Raw genomic sequence first — 19,688 nt, forward strand, 5'->3', positions numbered from 1 at the left:
CGCTGACAACGACACTGTCAGAACCGATAACGACTGCTCGGTGGATCTGCTCGGTCCGAGACCCACAGACCCTCGTGCTGACTCCCAGTCTAGGGAAGCCTCTCCGGCGAGGTCAACGGGAGCCTGTGGCAGGTCCACGTCCGAAGGACCCCGCGACTTCGCAGGCCGGGCGAAGCCCGGCATCGGGGGTCCGGAGGGCGGCCCTCCGAGGCGGCGTCACAGCATGGGAAATCTGGCTACGAGGCGGCGACCACGGTCAGTCGCTCGAGGCGAAACGGCCGCCCGTGTCATCCCGCCACCCGACTCTATCCGGTTGGTGCGGCTCGGGGAGGGGCGGGATGGTTGTCTCGTCCGGTCCGCCCGCGACCAGGAGCTCACGGGTCGACCCCATCGCCGGGGACGCCGGGGCCGCCGCGGACGCCGGCGTCGTCGACGCGGACACCGCGGACGCCGGCGTAGGGAGAACGGGCACCAGGAGAGCCGGAGCCGGACGGCCGGACGGCGAGGCGCTGTGCCTGGCCGAGGAGCTGGGCGCGCTCACCGCGCGGCCGCGGTCGCGGCGGGGGCGGTTCTTCCAGCGCCGGGCCCAGTCGCGCGCGAGGTTCTGGCATGGCCGTTCAACCAGGTAATAGGTCAGCGTCGAGAGCGCCACGGTGATCACGACCACCACCGCGAAGAACGGAAGGAACGAGACCTGCCAGATCTTCCAGCCGCCGCGCGCCATCACCACGTCGATGACGGTCTGGTGCCACAGGTAGATGCCGTAGGAGACCGAACCGAGGAAGGTCATCACCCGGCTGGCCAGGAACCGGCGTACGAGCCCTCGCCGTTGCGGGCCGAACACCGCCGGCAGCAGCAGGAAGAAGCCGAACAGCCCGTAGAACAGGTGCTTGCCCATGTCCGTCCGGACGGTGACGTCGTAGATCGGCCACAGCGGCAGCCCGATCCTCCGGCTGGCCACCCAGTAGCAGACGGCCGCGAGCAGCCAGCAGACCGTGCCGGAGAACGGCAGCGTCGACCAGCGCGGGTGGCGCCCCTGCCGGCCGTACCAGGCCGAGACGACCGCGAGGAACATGCCCGAGGAGAACAGGTCCCACCACACCGGCAGCCACACCGACCAGTTGTCGGCTGGCCCGAAGGTTGTGCCGATCATCCGCCAGTGCACCAGGGTGCCCACCAGGTAGAGCCCGGCGACGCCGGTCAGCTCGAGCCACAGCTGGGTGCGCGGCGTGCGCACCCGTCGGCCGAGCAGCCACGCGTAGAGCGGGACGAACAGGTAGAACGCGACCTCGACATCGAGCGACCAGGCCTGGGTCAGGCCCTGCAGCGCCCAGGACTTGCGGTAGCCCTGCACGAACAGCAGGCACTCGATCAGGCTCGGGATGTTCGCGACGAGCATCCTGTCGGTGACGACGACCAGGCTGACCACGAACACCAGCCAGTACAGCGGGACGATCCGCATGAACCGGCGCAGCAGGAAGCCTCCGGCGTCGGGGACGTCCCGGCCGCCGCCGTGGTCGGCCAGCGCGAGGTGGCGCGCCACGAACGGCCGGTAGAGCAGGAAGCCGGAGATCAGGAAGAAGACCGCGACGCCGATCTCGGCCCGCGCGGCGTACGGCCCGAGCGAGGTCCGCAGCGTCAGGTTGGTCACGAAACCGACGTGCACGACGATCACGAGCAGCGCCGCGATGGCCCGCAACCCGTCGAACCCGGGGAAGATCGTCGCGTCCCGGCGCGGGCCAGCCGGCGTGGTGGCCGGGCCCGCGTCCGCGGGAGCCTGCGGCGCCTCGGACACGATGGTCGTGCCCGCGTCGACAGCGACGGTCGTCGGGTCGTCCGGGCGCCCGAGCTGGCGAAGMCCGGCCCCGGTCATGGCGCGGGCCGGGGATGGCTGCGGTCCGGCACGGTCGCAAGGTACCAGCCGGCTCCGTTCCCGCCTCGCGGAAGGCGCCGTGGACAACCACCCAGGACCACGGGTGGACCGACGGTGATCAGCGGATCGGCCGCGCTCACAGGGCCGGAGCCGGGGCCTGCGGATGCTCCCGCTCCTGGCCCGCCTGCTCGGCGCGTGCCGTCGCCCGGGATCCGCTGTGGCGGCCGCGGGGAACGAAGCGGGCGCGGATGGAGGCGAACGCGACCGCGGCGAGCAGGACCACCGCCGGCTCCGCGACGGCGCGGAAGCGGCTGGTCCCGTAGACCATCGTCGAGGCGACGGTCAACGCCACCGGTAGCGCGAGCAGCGGCAGCAGCAGCGCGCGGCGTCGGCGCAGCAGCACCGCGCCGACGGCGCCCGCGGCCATCAGCACCCACAGCGAGAACAGCGCCGCCTTGCTGAGCCCCGCCGGCCGCGACTCGATCGTGTCGAACCGGACCTGCTGGAACGGCCGGAACACCCCCCACGTCCGTCCGGCCCTGGCCAGGGCGACCTTGGGCAGTTCGGCCTTGTGGTCGCCGATGTACCGGTAGGCGGCCTCCCGGTAGAAGACATCCCGCTCGGAGCGTTCCGTCGGCTCGTTCTTGATCTTCAGGATGCACTTGAAGTCCCACCAGCCGAGAAAGGGGCCGTGGTAGGTCGTGTCGCAGTGCGTGACCGCCAGCGTGGTGCCGAGACCCGTGGACAGGTACTCCGGCTCGTTGAACCGGGTCAGGTTGTAGACCGCCCACGGCGCGATCGCCAGGACGCAGGCCGCCCCGGCCGCGGCGAGCATCCCCGCCCTGCGCCCCCAGGACGCCGTCGCCGCCTCCGCCACCGGCAGCCCCCCGGGCGCGCGGGCCATCAGGACCAGCGGCGTCACCAGGAAGACGGAGAGCAGGAGCAGCTCGGCCCGCGCGAGCGCCGCCGCGGCGGTGGCGAGCCCCAGCAGGGCGGCGTCCAGGTAGCCGCGCCGGTCCCAGAACCGGTAGGCGAGCCAGAGCACCATCGAGCAGGCCAGGATCCCGGTCGTCTCCGACATCAGCAACGGGTCATTGATCCACATGCCGGGGTAGACGGCGGCGAGCCCACCCGCGACCAGCCCGGCCGCGGGCCCGGCGGCGCGCCTACCGGTCAGCGCGACGACCAGGATGGTCAGYGTCCCCAGCAGGCAGTCGAACACCTGGTGCTCGAGGAACGTCGTGAGGCCGACGAGGGACGGCAGCGCGAGCAGCGCGCTGGTCAGCGGCGGGTGCTGCGCGTCCGGGACGTACCGGTGGTTCAGCTTGAGCTCGTACGGGTCGGGCCAGCCTCGCCCGTCGGCGAAGAGGTTGGCCGCCTGGTGGTAGTAGAGCGGGTCGCCCTGGACGACCACCGGGTGCATCCAGCCGAAGAGGTACCACAGCCGGACACCGAGACCGACAGCCACGATCAGGACCAACAGCAGCCACCAGCGTTGACTCCGCGGCCATGGGCCGCCGGTCTCGGGGATCTCCGCGGGAACCGGCGCGGTAGCGGTCTCGGTCACGGCCGGAAAGTACCAAGGCGCCTCCAGTCATCTGAGCGCGATAGGTGTGACGATTGGCCGCGAGGCGCGGCCTCGCGCGGCCGGAGGCTCACGGTGCGGTACCAGCCGAAGGCCGCGCGACGATGGCGGAGCCTCGCGCGGCCGGAGGCTCACGGTGCGGTATAGCCGAGGACGCGCGCGCGGGACCACGTCGGGGCTACCGCATACTTCGCAGAGCGGTCAGCTGGAAGGCGGGCCGCCGATCTCGACTGGCGGACGAGCGGGAGGAGGCCCCGGCTGAGCGGCAAGGACGCTGACACCGTCCGGATCTCCGACACCGCCCGCTTCCGCGATCATTCACCCGCCCGAGCCGGCCGCCCCGACGACGACCAGCGGGACGGTCGCGGACGCGAGGACAACGGCCGCGGCGGTGACGCCCATGGTGGTGACGAGCACCGGGACGACAGCTACGACAACGAACACGGCGACGCGGGTGCCGACCGCCGCGACGGCTCTCGCGCGGGGGCGGGCCGGGGGAACTGGCACCGGGCCGGCTCGCACGGCGACGGGCGCGAGGGCGGCCGGCGCGCCGGCCGCGGCCACGATGCCGCGGGCCAGGACAGCTCCGGGCGCGACCGCGGTGGGCGCGGTGGGCGCGACGCGGCACGCACGCCCGCCGGCCCCTACCGCGGGGCCACCGGCGAGCGCGCCATGCGAGTACGCGGCGCCGCGGGCGATCCGGACCCCCCGACAGAGCCTCCGGCGGACCTCCCGTCGGATCGGCTCCGCCGTCCCGGCGGGAGTCCCCGCGGCGGCGACCGGTCCACGCGCGCCGGCGGCGGACGCCCCCGCGACGCGCGCCGCGAGGACCCCAGGCGCGAGGATTCCGCGCGCGGGGAGGCACGCCGTGGGGGGACGCCTCCGGACGGCCGGCGCGTGCCCGACGAGGACGCCGGCCAGCACACCATCACGCTCGCGCGCGGCGCCATCGAGCGCGCCGCCCGCGGGCGCGGCCCGGCGTCCACGCGCGCGCCGGACCCGACCTACACCCGGCGCCCGTCAGAGGCGCGCGCGGGCGGCCGCGACGACGAGTTCGACCTGGAGGAGGAGCCCAAGACCACGGGGCTGATGCTCCTGGACCCGGCGGCCGCGCCGGCGACGACCGCGATCGGCCCGGGAGACTCCGACACCACCGGGACCTTCCTCGCGCCGATCGTCCACTCCCCCGGGCTGGACGGGCTGCGCGCGCTCGCGGTGCTCGCGGTGATCTGTTACCACGCGGGGCTGTCCTGGGTCCCCGGCGGCCTGCTGGGCGTGGACACGTTCTTCGTGCTGTCCGGGTTCCTGATCACGGGCCTGCTGGTCGCCGAGTACCGGGCCACCCGGCGCATCGATCTCAAGGACTTCTGGACGCGCCGGGCCCGCCGGCTCCTGCCCGCCTTCCTGCTCCTGCTGCTGGCGGTCTCCGCCTACGCGCGGTTCCTCGCCGCGCCGGGCGACATCGCGAAGATCCGCCTGGACATGCTGGCGTCGCTGTTCTACGTCGCCAACTGGCGGTTCGCGCTGTCGAACCAGAGCTACTTCGACCACTTCTCGGCGCCGTCGCCGCTGCTGCACACCTGGTCACTGGCGGTCGAGGAGCAGTTCTACGTGCTCTGGCCGCTGATCGTGTTCCTGCTGATGCGGCACAGCGCGCGCACGGTCGACAAGTGGAAGGGCCAGCGGCGCAAGGCACAGTCGGCGGCACTGGCGGTCGCCGTGCTCGGCGCCGAGGTGAGCGCGCTGATCGGCATCGTGCTGCTGCTCGTCGGCGTCGACGCGTCGCGGATCTACTACGGCACCGAGATACGCGTGCAGGCGCTGCTGACCGGCGCGGCGCTGGCCGTGTGGCGGGCGCAGCGGCGGGCCGGGTTCACGGCGCGCGGCAAGAAGGTGCTCGGGTATGCCGGCGGCGTGGCGCTGGTGGCGCTGGTGGCGCTGTGGGCGACGGTCGACGGCCAGTCGCGCGGGCTGTACGCCGGCGGTTTCCTCGGCGTCGCGATCATCGTCGCGGTGCTGGTCGCGGCGATCGTCGAGGTGCCGGGCTCGGCGGTGGCGAAGGCGCTGTCGATCGCGCCGCTGACCTATGTCGGAAAGATCTCCTACGGTCTCTACCTGTGGCACTGGCCGGTCCTGCTGGCCGTCACCGCGGGGCGGACGGGCCTGCACGGCCCCGCCCTGCTGGCCGCCAGGATCGCCGCGACCATGGCCTGCACCCTGCTGTCGTTCTACCTGATCGAGAACCCGATCCGGCGCCGATCGATCCGCATCCCGATGCCGATGGTCACCACGCCGGCGGTGATGGCCGGTGTCGTCGCGGTGGCGGTGCTGGCGACGAGCACCCAGGCGTCCGGCGCCCGCAGCCCCGCGGACCTGGAGAAGCTGGCGGCGAGGGTCCAGGCGGGTGGGGCCCTGCCCACGGCGGCACCGGACGCGCAGGGCAACCGGCCGCTGCGGATGCTCATCGCCGGGGACTCGCTGGCGACGACGCTGCTCGGCAGCCAGTTCGGCGACGTCGCCGCGTCCATGAACGTGCAGCTCGCGGACGCGTCCATGCTCGGCTGCGGGGTGGCGCGGCTGCCGACCAGGAAGCTGGACGGCAAGCCCGGGCCGACTACGATCGGTTGCGACCAGTGGCCGGCGCGGTTCACCAAGCGGGTGAACGAGGTCAATCCGGATATCGCGGCGCTGCTCGCCGGCCGCTGGGAGGTCACCGACCAGCTGATGGACGGCGAATGGACCCATGTCGGCGAGCCGAAGTTCGACGCCTATCTCGCCGCGCAGCTGGACCTGGCGATCACGACGCTCTCCGCGCGCGGGGCGAAGGTGGTGTTGTTCACCACACCGGCGGTCGCCGTCCGCGAGGGGCCGGACGGGTCGCAGTATCCGGAGACGAAGCCCGCGCGGGTGGCCCGGTTCAACCAGCTGCTGCGCGCGGCGGCCGACCGGCACCGGGGCGTGGCGACCATCGCGGATCTCAACGGGGTTCTCACGCCGGGCAACCGGTACACGGACCACGTGAACGGCGTCCTCACCCGGGACGACGGCGTGCACATTACCGCCCCGGGTGGGCGCATCGTTGGCCAGGCGTTGCTTCCCGCGATTGTTGGGCTGGTTCGTCCGACAGATGCGGGTCGTCCCCTCGTGGGGACGACCACGTCCCCCGGCTGACCTGCGTGCTTTACCGAACGCTAACCTTTTCGACGGCAGCGTGCCGCACTCAGACAGGAGGGTGATCGTGCCCCGCGCGCTCATTACAGGGATCACCGGCCAGGATGGTCTGTATCTGGGAGAACTGCTCACGGCCAAGGGCTATGAGGTGTTTGGACTGGTCAGGGGCCAGTCCAACCCCAAGGTAGCCACCGTCGAGCGGATCATCCCAGGCGTCCAGCTGCTGGAGGGCGACCTTACCGACCTGTCCTCACTGATCGGCGCTGTGGAGATCTCACAGCCGGACGAGGTGTACAACCTCGGCGCCATCTCCTTCGTCGGACTGTCCTGGAAACAGGCCGAACTGACGGGCGAGACAACCGGGATGGGTGTGTTGCGTATCCTCGAGGCGCKGCGGATCACCGCCGGCAGCGATGTCTCCCGGATGCGCTTCTACCAGGCGAGTTCGTCCKAGATGTTCGGCAAGGTCCGCGAGACGCCGCAGCGGGAGACGACGCCGTTCCACCCGCGCTCGCCCTATGGCGTCGCGAAGACCTTCGGGCATTACCTCACGGTCAACTACCGCGAGTCGTACGACATGTTCGCCTGCTCCGGGATGCTGTTCAACCACGAGTCGCCTCGCCGCGGAATCGAGTTCGTCACCCGGAAGGTCACCCGTGCCGTCGCCCGTATCGCGCTCGGGCTGCAGGACTCGATCACCCTGGGCAACCTTGAGTCCCGCCGGGACTGGGGCTTCGCGGGCGACTACGTCGACGCGATGTGGCGGATGCTCCAGCAGGACGAGCCGGACGACTTCGTCATCGCGACCGGGGAGACCCACTCCATCCGCGAGCTGCTGCAGTCCGCGTTCGCCCGGGTCGGCATCGACGACTGGGAGCCCTACGTCAAGCAGGACCCGCGGTTCTTCCGCCCGGCCGAGGTCGACCTGCTGGTCGGTGACCCGTCGAAGGCCATGGACAAGCTGGGCTGGAAGCCGACGGTCACCTTCACCGCCCTCGTCGACATGATGGTGGACGCGGACCTCGCGCTGGAGCGGGAGACCGCGGGGCAGGCGCTGACGATTCGGTGACCGGTCCTCGGTTCGGCGCGACCACCCCGGCCCGCGGCAGCGCCTGGGTGGGACGCCGTGCACCGACAGCGGCATCGGCGGCAGCGCCGGCCACGCCACCGGTGATACCGGGGGCGCGGTCGGCTACACCGCGTGACAGTAACAGTATGTCACGGCGCCCCTACGTTCCCCCGCGAGCGACACCGACGCGTCGTCCGGCGAGCCGGGACGACGACCCCGCCGGCCTGTTCGCGGCCGGGCAGCCCGCGGGGGACCCGGTGGACTGGGCGAAGCCGGCATCGGAGGCTCCCGGACCGGCCAGACCGGCCGAACCGCTCGGGCCGGCCGAGGGCCCGCCCGCTCCGGGCGCCGAGCCCACATCCGCCCCAGCCACGGCCACTGCCCCCCTGGCCACCACCCCCGCGCCCGTCGTGCCGACGTCCGCCACGGCCGCCACGCCCACGTCCGCCGCGGCCGGTGGCGGCCGGCTGCGCGGCGCGGTTCGCGGGGCGACGCCGCTGGCGCTCGCCGGTCTGCTCGCCAACGTCGCGAACCTGGGCGTCACCCTCGTCATCGCCCGCGCGATGAGCACCCGCTCCTACGGAGCGACCGCCCAGCTGTTCGCCCTCTTCATGATCGTTTCCATGCCGGGCAGCGCGCTGCTGGTCGGCGTCGTCCGCCGGGTGACCACCTGGACCCGGACCGGCCGGGCCGACCTGGTCGCCGGCTGGGCGGCGCGAGTGCGCCGCACGGGGCTGTGGGGCGTGGTCGCGGTCGCCGTGCTCGCGCTGGTGGCCCGCGGGCCGCTCGCCCACGAGCTGTCGCTGCCGGGGCCCGGCGGGGTCGCCGAGACGCTCACCGCCGGCGCGGCCTGGTGCCTGCTGTGCGTCGACCGCGGGCTGCTCCAGGCGGCCCACCGCTACCGCGAGCTCGCCGCGAACCTGCTGGTGGACGCGGCGGTGAAGGGCGCGGCGACGGCGGGCCTGGTACTCGCGGGGCTGGCGCAGACGGGCGCCGCCATCGCGGTCCTCCTGGGCGTGCTGGCCGCGCTCGCACACGCCCGCCGCTGTCTTGGACCGACGACCCGCGCCGGCTCGGCCCAGGCCGCCGAGGGCGACCAGGCCGCCGAGACGCCGCCCGCGCCGGCCTGGGGGGCCAGGGCCGCGGCCGCCGCGCGGGGGGAGCGCCGGCTGGCGGCGGAGCTGGGCGCCGCGCTCACGGCGCTGGCCTTCCTCGCCCTGTTGCAGAACGTCGACGTCCTGATCCAGGGCCGGCTGTCCCCCGGCGAGTCGGGCCAGTACGCGGCCGTGTCCGTCACCTGCAAGGTGCTGATGTTCGGGGCCGTGGTGCTCGCCGGCTTCCTGCTGCCGGAGGCGGCCGACCGCCGCCACCTGGGCGAGCACGCCCTCCACCAGCTCGGCGCGACGCTGGCGATCCTCGCGCTGCCGGCCGCGGCGCTCCTCGTGGCCGCGTTCACCGCGCCCGCGACCCTTCTGTCCCTGGCCTTCGGGCCGCGTTTCACCGACGCCTCCGGCGCTCTCCTTCCCCTGGCCGCAGCGATGACCTGTCTCGGAGCAACTGTGCTGTTCACCCACTACCTGCTGGCCCTGGGCTCGCGCGCGGTGCTGGTCGCGCTCGGGCTCACGGCCGCGGCCGCCGCCGGGCTGATCGCCCTGGCCGGCGGCTCGCCGGTCACCACCGCCCGGATGGACCTCGCGGTCCAGGCGGTGCTGGCGGCGGTCACCGGGCTGCTCGTCGCCCGCGCGGCCCGCCGGACGATGTCCGCCCCGGGCGCGGGGCGCGCGGCCACGGAGGTGGCGCCCGCATGAGCACCATCGACGAGGGCAGGACCGTCCCCGGCCAGCAGCCTGCGCGCGGCGGGCGGCCGGGCTCGGCCGTGCGGCTCGCCGAGCCGCGCCAGGCGCCGTGGATCGAGGCGCGCGAGCCCACCCTCGCGGAGCTGGTCGAGCGCTCGGGCGTGCGCCGCGTGCACATGCTCGCCTGGCGCGACCTGGACGACCCGGAGGCCGGCGGCTCCGAGCTGCACGCCGACCAGGTCGCCGCCGCCTGGGCCGCGGCCGGCGTCGACGTGAGCATGCGCACCGCGCACGCCCCCGGCCACCTGGAGACCGCGACCCGCAACGGCTATTCCGTCGTGCGCAAGGCCGGCCGGTACATGGTGTTCCCGCGCTCGGCGATCTCCGGCGCGCTCGGCCACGGCGGGCCCTGGGACGGCCTGGTGGAGATCTGGAACGGCATGCCGTTCTTCTCGCCGGTGTGGGCGCCCTGCCCCCGCGTCGTGTTCCTGCACCACGTGCACGGCGAGATGTGGCGGATGGTGCTCAAGCCACCGCTGGCGAAGATCGGCGAGACGCTGGAGAGCACCATCGCGCCGCCCCTGTACCGGCGCACCCGGATGCTGACGCTGTCCGAGTCGTCCCGCCACGAGATCATCGAGATGCTCGGGCTGCCCCCGGCGAACATCTCCGTCATCCCGCCGGGCATCGACGGGCGTTACGCCCCGCTCGGCGAACGCTCGCCGCATCCGCTGGTCCTGGCGGTCGGCCGGCTGGTGCCGGTGAAGCGGTTCGACATCCTCGTCGACGCGCTGATCCGGCTGCGCCAGCAGCACCCGACGATGGAGGCGATCATCGTCGGCGAGGGCTACGAACGCCCGGCGCTGGAGGCCCAGATCCGGGCCGCGGGCGCCACCGAGTGGCTGAAGCTGCCCGGCCGGGTCGACGACGACGGCCTGCTCGCGCTCTACCGGCGGGCCTGGGTGCTCACGAGCGCCTCGGCCCGCGAGGGCTGGGGCATGACGATCACCGAGGCGGCGGCCTGCGGGACCCCGTCCGTCGCGACCAACATCGCCGGGCACACCGACGCCGTCGCCGACGGCCTGTCCGGCCTGCTGGTCGAGCCACGCGACCTCGCCGGCGCGCTCGGCAGGGTGATCGGTGACCAGGGGCTGCGCGACCGGCTCGTCGCGGGCGCGCTCGCGCACGCCGCGACGTTCACCTGGGCCAACACCGCCCGCCAGACGTACGCGGCACTCGTCCAGGAGGCCGCCAAGCACAGCCGCCGCGCGCCCCGCCCCGGCGGTCTCGACCGGCTGCACGGGCCGCTGCGGTGACCTTGACAGCGCAGGACCCGGGTGGCCCCTCCGGGCCTGGCGATCCCGGCGGTGACGCGGCCGGGACCGCAGCTGGTACCGGCGGTACCGCCGGTACGACGACCCTCGCGACCGATGACACCACCGCGGCCGTGGCGGAGCCGACCGGCGCCGACGCGCCCGGTACGGGCGGTCGCCGGGGATGGCGCGCCTGGCGGCCGTCGCGGCCCTCCTGGGCGACGCTGCTGCTCGCCGCCGTCGCCTACCTGCCGCTGCTGCGCACGTCGCCCGGTGAGATCGGCGCCGACACGAAGGCGTACCTCTACCTCGACCCGGGCCGGCTGCTGCGCCGCGCGGTGTCGATGTGGGACCCGGGCGTCGGCATGGGCACGGTCACCCACCAGAACATCGGCTACCTGTTCCCGCAGGGCCTCTGGTACTACGTGCTGGACGTCGTYGGCCTGCCGGACTGGGTCGCCCAGCGGTTGTGGACCGGCACCATCCTGTTCGTCGCCGGCGCCGGCGTGCTGTTCCTGCTGCGCTCCTTCGGCTGGCCCGACCGGTACTCGGTCGTCGCCGCGTTCGGCTACATGCTCACGCCGTACTCGCTGGAGTACGAGGCGCGGATCTCGGCGATCCTGCTGCCCTACGCCGGCCTCGGCTGGTTCATCGGGATCACCGTGCGCGGCCTGCGCGAGGCCCGCGAGGGCAAGGGCAGCTGGCGCGGCGCGGACGCGTGGCGCTGGCCGGCCACGTTCGCGCTGGTGGTCACCTCGGTCGGCAGCATCAACGCCTCCAGCCTGATCCTGATCATGCTCGCGCCGATGCTCTGGCTGCCGTTCGCGGTGTGGGGCACCCGCGAGGCGACGCTGCGCGCCACCGCCGGTCTGATCAGCCGCGCCGTCATCATGACGATCCTCGCGAACGCCTGGTGGGTGGCCGGGCTCTACACGCAGGCCGGCTACGGCCTGAACGTCCTGGCGTTCACCGAGACGGTCAAGACGGTGGCCAGCAGCTCACAGGCCTCCGAGGTACTGCGGGGCCTGGGCAACTGGTTCTTCTACGGCGAGGACGCGCTCGGCCCCTGGGTCACCCCCGCGGTCGGCTACACCCAGGCGCTGTGGTTGCTGATGGTGAGCTTCGCCGTGCCGCTCCTGGGGCTCACGGCCGCGTCGCTGATCCGCTGGGGCCACCGCGCCTACTTCGTCGGCCTGGTCGTGCTGGGCACGACGGTCGCCGTCGGGGTGTACCCGTACGACAACCCGTCGCCGCTCGGCCGGTTCTTCCGCGACTTCGCCGAGGGGTCGACGGCGGGGCTCGCGCTGCGCTCGCTGCCGCGCGCGGCGCCGCTGGTCGTGCTGGGCCTGTCGGTGCTGCTGGCGGGCGCGCTCGCCGCGTTCACCGAGCGGTCGGTGGCGCGGGCCGCCGCGGGCCGCTCCCCGGCCGGCGGGGCGGGCCGCGGCACGCGCGGCCGGCGGCGCCGGCAGCGGATGGTCTTCCGGGCGCGCCCCGGCTCCGCGCTGCCGACCGCCGTGACGGTGGTCGTGCTGGTGCTGCTCGCGCTGGACATGGCGCCGCTGTTCCGCGGCCAGTTCCTGGAGCAGGGCCTGCAGCGGCCCGAGAACGTCCCGGACTACGAGCAGCAGCTCGCGGACGCGCTGGGGGCCAAGGGCAACGCCACCCGGGTGCTGGAGCTGCCAGGCGCCGACTTCGCGCACTACCGCTGGGGTTCGACGCTCGACACCGTCACCTACGGCCTGACGGACCGCCCGACGGTCCAGCGCGAGCTCGTCCCCTACGGCGAGGCCGGCAGCGTCGACCTCGTCCGCTCCCTCGACCGCCGGCTGCAGGAGGGTGTCTTCGAGACGTCCTCGCTCTACGACGTCGCCCGGCTGATGGGCGTCGGCGACGTCGTGCTGCGCGGCAACAACCAGTACGAGCGCTTCCGCGGCCCACGGCCGCGGGCCAACTGGGACCTGTTCACCTCGCGGCCGCCGAACGGGCTGGAGAAGCCGACGACGTACGGGCCGCCGGTGAGCGAGACGACGACGATCCCCTACCTCGACGAGATCACCCTCGGCACCGACCCGGCCGTCCCGGACCCGCCGACGCTCGCCGACTTCGCGGTCAGGGACCCGACGCCGATCGTCCGCGCGGCCACCACCGACCGCCCGCTGCTGGTCAGCGGCAACGGCGAGGCGCTGGTCGACGCGGCGGCCTCCGGCCTGCTGACCGACGTCGTGGACAACAACCGGACCGTGCTCTACACGGGGGCGCTCGCGGGTGACCGGGACGGGATGCACCAGGYCCTCGCCGACGGCGCCGAGCTGCTACTGAGCGACTCGAACCGGCTGCGGGCGGAGCGCTGGACGGGTATCCGGGAGAACTTCGGCTACGTCGAGCAGCCCGGCGTCGCGCCGCTGGCGAAGGACCCGGACGACAACCGGCTGCCGTTGTTCCCCGAGCAGGACTCGTCCAACCAGACGGTCGCCGTGCTCACCGCCCCCGGTGAGCAGCCGCAGGTCGCGGCGGTGACCGCGTCGAGCTACGGCAACACGTTCGCCTACGGCCCGGCGGACCGGCCCGTGCACGCGATCGACGCCGATCCGACGACGGCGTGGCGGGTCGGCGCGTTCACCGACCCGGCGGGCGAACGCTGGCAGACGACGCTCGCCGCGCCCACCACCACCGACCACATCAAGCTGGTGCAGCCCCTCACCGGCCCGCGCAACCGCTTCATCACGAAGGTCACCCTGACGTTCGACGGTGGCTCGCCGGTGACGGTCGACCTCATCGACGGTTCCAGGACCGACCAGGGCCAGGTCATCACCTTCCCTGAGCGGACCTTCAAGACCCTGACGATCACCGTCGACGCGACCAACTACGGCAAGCAGAAGAGCTACGACGGCCTGTCCGCCGTGGGGCTCGCCGAGGTGGAGATCCCGAAGGCGGACGCCAGGCCGGCCGTCGCGCAGGACCTGCTGCGGATGCCGACCGACCTGCTCGCCACGGCCGGCCAGGGCTCGCTCGACCACCCGCTGGTGCTGACGATGTCGCGGGACCGGGCGAACCCGGCCGAGCCGTTCAAGGAGGACACCGAGTCGACGATCGCCCGGGTGTTCTCGCTGCCGACCGACCGGGCGTTCAGCCTGACCGGCACCGCGAGGCTCTCCTCGTACGCGTCGGACGACGTGATCGACAAGCTGCTCGGCCGGCCGGACGGCCCGCCGCTGGTGGTGTCCTCGGGCCGGCTGCCCGGTGACATCGACGCCCGCGGCTCGGCCGCCTTCGACGGCGACACCGCGACGGCCTGGTCGCCCGGCTTCGGCGGCCAGACCGGCAACTGGCTGCAGCTGACGTCGCTGGACGACGTCACCCTGTCGACAGCGAAGATCACCCTGGTGACCGACGGGCGGCACTCGGTGCCGACGAAGCTCGGCGTCGAGGTCGACGGACAGCGGGCCGGCACGGTCGACGTGCCGCCGGTCGCCGACGCGGTGGGCAGGCGGGGCGCCACCACGACAGTGTCCGTGCCACTGCCGGTGGGCACGGGGCACCAGATCCGCTTCGTCGTGGACGCGGTCCGCCCGGTGACCACGACGGACACGATCTCCGGCTCGACCCTGACCACGCCGGTCGGCGTCGCGGAGATCGAGCTGCCGGGCGTGAACGGTCAGACCTCCCAGATCGGCTCCGCCGATCCGGCAGGAACCCCGGGCCAGACCGCGTCGACGGCGCGGCCGCCGGCCGACCTCTCCACGGGTTGCCGCGGCGACCTCCTGGCCGTCGACGGCCAGCCGGTCGGCGTGCGGATCAACGGCACGACCAGGGACGCGTCCGGCCGGCTCGGCCTGGACGTGCGCACCTGCGGCACCCCGGTGCGGCTCTCCGCCGGCGACCACGTGGTGCGCTCCGCGAACGGGGCGAAGACCGGGATCGACCTGGACCGGCTGGTCTTCGCCTCGGACGCTGGCGGCACGACCTGGCCGGACGCGACGTCGATCAACGCCCTGGACACCTCCCGCGAGCGGCGCACGGCCGACCTCGCGGCCCAGTCCGGCAACGTGGCCGGCACCGCCGCCGCCACGCCGGCCGCGCCGACCGTCAAGGTGGACGTCGCGGGATCGACGACGTTCGTCCTCACGGTCACCGGGGCCAAGCCGGGTACGCCGTTCTGGCTGGTGCTGGGGCAGAGCCTCTCCCCCGGCTGGCACGGCAAGATCGATGAGAACACCGACATCGGCTCACCCCGGCTCGTCGACGGCTATGCCGACGGCTGGCGGATCAACCCGGAGTCGGAGACCTTCAAGGTCCAGCTCACCTGGACACCGCAACGGGTCGTCTTCGCCGCGTTGACCGTCTCCGTCGTGACGGTGGTGCTGTGCCTGGCGCTGCTCGGTGTGACGGGCCGACGGCGGCGCGGGTCCGGCTGGCCGGGCGCGCCCGTCCGCGACCTGCCGAGCCTGGACCGGCCGTTCGCCGCCACGCCACGGCTACCGCTGCGCCAGGTGGCGGCGCTGGTCCTGGGGGCGGCGGCCGTCGGGGCGTTCATCGTCAGCCCGGCCGCCGGCGCGGCCACGGCCGCGGTGACGCTGGTGGCGGCGCTGATGCCTCGCGGGCGGGTGCTGCTGCGGGCCGGGTCGGTGGTCGCGCTCGCCGCGGCCGTGGCCTACGTCATCGAGGTGCAGGTCCGCTACAACCTGTCGGTCAACGGCTCGTGGGTGTCGGAGTTCGACAAGGTCGCGACCGTGTCGTGGCTAGCGGTGCTCTTTCTCGGCGCCGACGCCACGCTCGCGCTGCTGCACGGCCACGCCAGCCGGCGCTCGACCGAGGCCGGGGCCGGGGCCGGGGCCGAAGGCAGGGACCGGGCCCAGCACGAAGACGAGGACGAGGACGGCGGAACCGTGCCGCCGCCGCTGGACGCGGCGGCCGGCGCCGAGACCGAGCCCTCCGCCAGGTAGGCCAGGCGGCCCTGGCGTGCCGAGCCGACGCCCGGCACACCAGGGCCGCCTGGCCCCCCGACAAGCCCGCCCGGGCCGTGGCGGCGACGCGGGCGGTGCCGTCACACTCCCGTGCCGATCGATGGCGACCGAAGACGTCGGGTATGCCCCCGGGCCTGCACGGAGCGTTGCCATTCACGTGCGGTGCGTGGCCAGATCATGTCGCTCGCGGCCGGGAAAGGGAGCAGGCCGGGTTACCCTGTGCCGCGCGATGGACATGGTGTGACTGACTGAAAACGGGCCGTGCTGCCGGGGGCGGCCCCACCCAGCCTGGACCCGGTCGGGCCGTTCGCTCCCGCCGTCGCGCGGGCACGTCCTTAGGCCGGGACCACGCCGAAGGCGGCGCRCAGACGCTCATCCTCCGCGCTGTCCGAGGCGTCCCGGGACGAGGAGGGCTAGTCGGATGCGAGGGAGTGGCCCGGTCCGGGAGCGCGGGTACCTCACCGTGCTCCCGCTGGTCGGCACGCTGTTCCTGCTACTCATGCTCGTCCTGCCCATGTCGCGGTCGTACCTGCGGCCGGAGACCTTCACGGCCCTCCTGGTCTCCGTGGCCGCGCTCGGCTACGTCCTTCGCGCCGGTCGCGGCCATCCCCGGCGCAAGGCGCTGATCGTCACGGTGATGATGACCGCCGCGATGACGACGGCGCTGCTCGGCGACCCGACCCGCACGCCGCTGGCCTTCCTGGCCTGGTTCCCGTGGGTGGGTGGCTACGCCGGCCTGGTGTCCCGCCGCGTCGGCAGGGTGGCCGCGCTGACCGGCGCCATCTGTCTCACCCTCGCCACCGCGCTGGCCGCGCGCGACGACCTGAACGCCGACCCGCTGACCTACGTGGCCCTCCTGTTCAGCATCGTCGCCTCGTCGATGTTCACCTACGGGTTCTTCAGCTGGGGCCGCGGCCAGGCGTTCGCCGACCCGCTGACCGGGCTGACCAACCGGGCGGGTCTCATGCACGCGGGCGAACCGGCGATAGCCGAGGCACTCGTCGCCGGTCGGGACCAGGCGGTGATAGTGCTYGACATCAACCGGTTCCGAGAGATCAACTCGGCACTCGGGCACCAGGCCGGCGACGAGGCGCTGCGTGAGTACGCCGACCTGCTGCGCGAGGTGCACCCACGGCCGGCGTTCGTCGGCCGGCTCGGCGGCGACGAGTTCGTCCTCGTGCTGTCGGGCGAGAGCGAGATCGGCGGCCCGGACGAGCCGAACGGCGAATGGCTGGCGCGGCTCGGCGAGAGGGTTCTCGACCAGCTCGACGGGCCGGTGCGCATCCGCGGCATCAACATCGAGCTGGAGTCCACGGCGGGCGTCGCGGCGGCGCCGCGCGACGGCGACCGGCTGGCGAAGGTGCTGCCGTGCGCGGACGCGGCGCTGGCGAACGCCAAGCGCGACGGGGCGCGCGTCGGGGTCTGGAGCGCCGGGATGGCGGGGACGGTCGGGGTCCRCTCCTGGGAGCTGGCCCTGCACGCGCAGCTGCGCACGGCGATCGCCAAGGGCGAGCTCGTGCTGTACTACCAGCCGGTGCAGGAGGCGGCGACCGGCCGGGTCGCCGGCGCCGAGGCGCTGATGCGATGGCGCCATCCCGAGCGCGGGCTGCTGCCGCCCGGCTCGTTCCTGCCGATGGCCGAGCGCTCCTCGCTGATCGTCAGCCTGACCTGGTGGGAGCTGGAGGAGGCGCTCGCCCAGTGTGCCCGGTGGGTCAGGGYCGGCCTGCGGCTCCCGATCTCGGCCAACCTGTCCGCGCGGATGCTCATCATCGACGACCTGCCCGGCAAGGTCGCCCGCCGGCTCGAACACCACCGCCTGCCGCCGGAGATGCTCACTCTGGAGATCACCGAGAGCGCGCTGGTGTCCCAGCCCGCGCGAGCCGCCGCCATGCTCGGTGAGCTGCGGACCGCCGGCGTGAAGCTCTCGCTCGACGACTTCGGCACCGGCTACAGCTCGATGGAGATCCTCAAGGCACTCCCGTTCGACGAGATGAAGATCGACAAGAGCTTCGTGGCGGGTGCCCGCGGCAGCCTGCCGGACGTCGCGATCGTGCGGTCGGTGGTCGACCTCGGCCACCGGCTGGGCCTGCGGGTCGTCGGCGAGGGCGTCGAGGACGAGCAGTCGGCCAGGATGCTGACCGAGCTCGGGTGCGACCTCCTGCAGGGCGACGCACTGTCGCCGCCACTGCCATCCGACGAGCTGGAGAAGTTGCTGGCCGCCGGCATGGGCGTACGCCAGAACCGCGCCGGCGCGTGGCGGACGGACGGCTCGGGCCCGCTGGCCGCCGCCTGGGGCGAGCCCAGCCCGGCCCGCCCGGACACGGCCAGGAACGACACAGCCAGGAACGACACAGCCAGGAACGACACGGCGCGGGCGGACACGGCACGCCTGGCGGGGCTGGCGAGGACCGGCGTCACCCCGTCCAGCAACGGGCACCGGACCGGCGAGCAGGCCTCGCCCGCGGAGCCCGGCCGACCTTCCGCTCCCCCCGGCCCCGCCACTCCACCCGGCCCCGCCGACCCCGCCGGGCGGGACGAGGCGGGCGGAGACAGCGGACCCGCCGGCCAGGCGCACGGACCGTACATCCACGCGACGCGGCCGACGGTGCCGGAAGAGACGATCAGAGCCTGGGAGCGGACCGGGGTGGTGGCGCCCGAGCCGCCCGGCGAGGCGGCCCGGCTCGACGCCCTGCGCCGATACCGGATCCTCGACACGCCTCCCGAGCCGGAGTTCGACGCCCTCGTCGGCCTCGCCGCCCAGCTCACCGACTGTGGTTTCGCCTACCTGGTGTTCATCGACGATGATCGGGAGTGGCCGAAGGCCTGCCATGGCGTCCAGACGGCGGAGCTTCGGGCCCGGGTCGGGCCCGGGTCGTTCATCGTCGCGGACGGCCGCTACCTGGAGATCCAGGACTGCTCCCGTGATCTGCGCTACGCGCACCTGGCCAGGATGGAGCCGAAGCATGTGATCTTCTTCGCCGGCGCGCCGCTGCGCACAGCCGACGGCCATGTGCTCGGCGCGCTGTGTGTCTCCGACCGGGTGTCTCGCCGRCTCACCACCGGCCAACGGACCGCGCTCGACACCCTGGCCAGGCACGCCATGCGGCTGCTCGACGCCCGGCTCCAGCGGCTGCTGCTCGCGGAGGCCACCGCCGGACTGGAACGGCTCGAGGCGTTCTGGCACCACCACGACCTGCCGGCCGCCGCCACGCTGTGCGCCGACGTCGTGCGCGGGCTGGCCCAGGCCGACGCGGTCGCCGTGATGCTGCCCGAGCTGCCCGGTTCGACCGTCTTCCGGGCCGCCGGGGTGTCCGTCGTCGAGGGGGTGCGGCCGCTGACGGAGCTCGGAGTGCGCGCGACCCGAGAGGACCAGAAGGCGATCAGCGAGCTGGCGGCCGCGGCCGGCCCGGTGTTCATCCCGGACGCCGCGGCGCACCCGCTGATCCCGAACGAGATGGTGCGCCGGCTCGGGATCGCCTCCGCGCTGATGATGCCGCTGCGTGGCGAGGGCGGAGTCCAGGGGATGATCACCGTCCGCTGGACCCAGCACCTGGCCCGGCTCGACCCGGCGGTACGGTGCGCGGTGACGCTGTTCTGCGGCCAGGCCCGCTTCACCCTCGCCAAGCTGCGCGCCGCGCAGGGCCAGGCGGCCGCCCCCGGCCCCGGTTCTCACGACGAGGCCGGGGGCGCCGCCGGCGACGTGCCCGACGGGGCCCTGTCCGGCTGGGGCGCTCTGGGCAGGAGCGCTCCCCGCGCGGGCGGCCGGGCAGGCACGGCCCCGAACGACCTCCCGGCGGGCGGCGGCGCTCCAGGCGGCGGCCCGGAGGACCGGGCAGCGGCCGAGGCCGACCCGGCGGGCCGGCGCCGGTCCCGCCCGGCGACCAGCCGCTACTAGCGCCAGCGGCCCGGGTCACCGG

General features: G+C 73.8%; 9 protein-coding genes. 6 read left to right on the forward strand and 3 right to left on the reverse strand.

Annotated features, from left to right (window positions below):
- Positions 1-256 precede the first annotated feature (256 nt).
- The 3 genes from BL253_RS07840 to BL253_RS41780 all read right to left on the reverse strand — a co-directional run bounded on the left by BL253_RS07840 (position 257) and on the right by BL253_RS41780 (position 4,382).
- On the reverse strand, positions 257-1,873 hold the full coding sequence (locus BL253_RS07840; protein ID WP_076814901.1) for an acyltransferase family protein: 1,617 nt from the start codon (positions 1,871-1,873) through the stop codon (positions 257-259).
- A gap of 136 nt (positions 1,874-2,009) precedes the next feature.
- On the reverse strand, positions 2,010-3,440 hold the full coding sequence (locus tag BL253_RS07845; RefSeq protein WP_076814903.1) for a glycosyltransferase family 39 protein: 1,431 nt from the start codon (positions 3,438-3,440) through the stop codon (positions 2,010-2,012).
- A 336-nt stretch (positions 3,441-3,776) separates the two neighbouring features.
- Positions 3,777-4,382, reverse strand: coding sequence for a hypothetical protein (locus BL253_RS41780; RefSeq protein ID WP_131831457.1), 606 nt, complete (start codon positions 4,380-4,382; stop codon positions 3,777-3,779).
- On the opposite strand from BL253_RS41780, the gene BL253_RS07855 reads away from it, so the two are divergent.
- From BL253_RS07855 to BL253_RS07880, 6 genes are all read left to right on the forward strand, one after another.
- Positions 4,356-6,629 carry an acyltransferase family protein gene (locus BL253_RS07855; protein ID WP_274535193.1) on the forward strand — a complete coding sequence of 758 codons (2,274 nt, stop codon included), beginning with the start codon at positions 4,356-4,358 and terminating at the stop codon, positions 6,627-6,629. The genes BL253_RS41780 and BL253_RS07855 overlap by 27 nt on opposite strands.
- A 67-nt stretch (positions 6,630-6,696) precedes the next feature.
- Positions 6,697-7,698: a GDP-mannose 4,6-dehydratase gene (locus tag BL253_RS07860; protein ID WP_076815019.1), complete on the forward strand. Its 1,002-nt coding sequence runs from the start codon at positions 6,697-6,699 to the stop codon at positions 7,696-7,698.
- Positions 7,699-7,844: 146 nt separating this feature from the next.
- The gene (locus BL253_RS07865) at positions 7,845-9,506 is read left to right on the forward strand and encodes a hypothetical protein (RefSeq protein ID WP_241834605.1); all 1,662 of its coding nucleotides are present in this window, start codon (positions 7,845-7,847) and stop codon (positions 9,504-9,506) included.
- Positions 9,503-10,810: a glycosyltransferase family 4 protein gene (locus BL253_RS07870; RefSeq protein WP_076814907.1), complete on the forward strand. Its 1,308-nt coding sequence runs from the start codon at positions 9,503-9,505 to the stop codon at positions 10,808-10,810. The genes BL253_RS07865 and BL253_RS07870 overlap by 4 nt, the downstream gene beginning before the upstream one ends.
- Positions 10,807-15,750: an alpha-(1->3)-arabinofuranosyltransferase domain-containing protein gene (locus BL253_RS07875; RefSeq protein WP_076814909.1), complete on the forward strand. Its 4,944-nt coding sequence runs from the start codon at positions 10,807-10,809 to the stop codon at positions 15,748-15,750. Before BL253_RS07870 ends, BL253_RS07875 begins: the two co-directional genes overlap by 4 nt.
- Positions 15,751-16,192: 442 nt before the next feature.
- Positions 16,193-19,666, forward strand: a complete 3,474-nt coding sequence (locus tag BL253_RS07880) for an EAL domain-containing protein (protein WP_076814911.1) — start codon at positions 16,193-16,195, stop codon at positions 19,664-19,666.
- Positions 19,667-19,688 lie beyond the last annotated feature (22 nt).

Source organism: Pseudofrankia asymbiotica, assembly GCF_001983105.1.
Classification (GTDB): domain Bacteria; phylum Actinomycetota; class Actinomycetes; order Frankiales; family Frankiaceae; genus Pseudofrankia; species Pseudofrankia asymbiotica.

Coding starts and splice junctions, on each gene's coding strand:
- BL253_RS07870 (WP_076814907.1), top strand. CDS start 9,503: ATGAGCACCATCGACGAGGGCAGGACCGTCCCCGGCCAGCAGCCTGCG.
- BL253_RS07865 (WP_241834605.1), top strand. CDS start 7,845: ATGTCACGGCGCCCCTACGTTCCCCCGCGAGCGACACCGACGCGTCGT.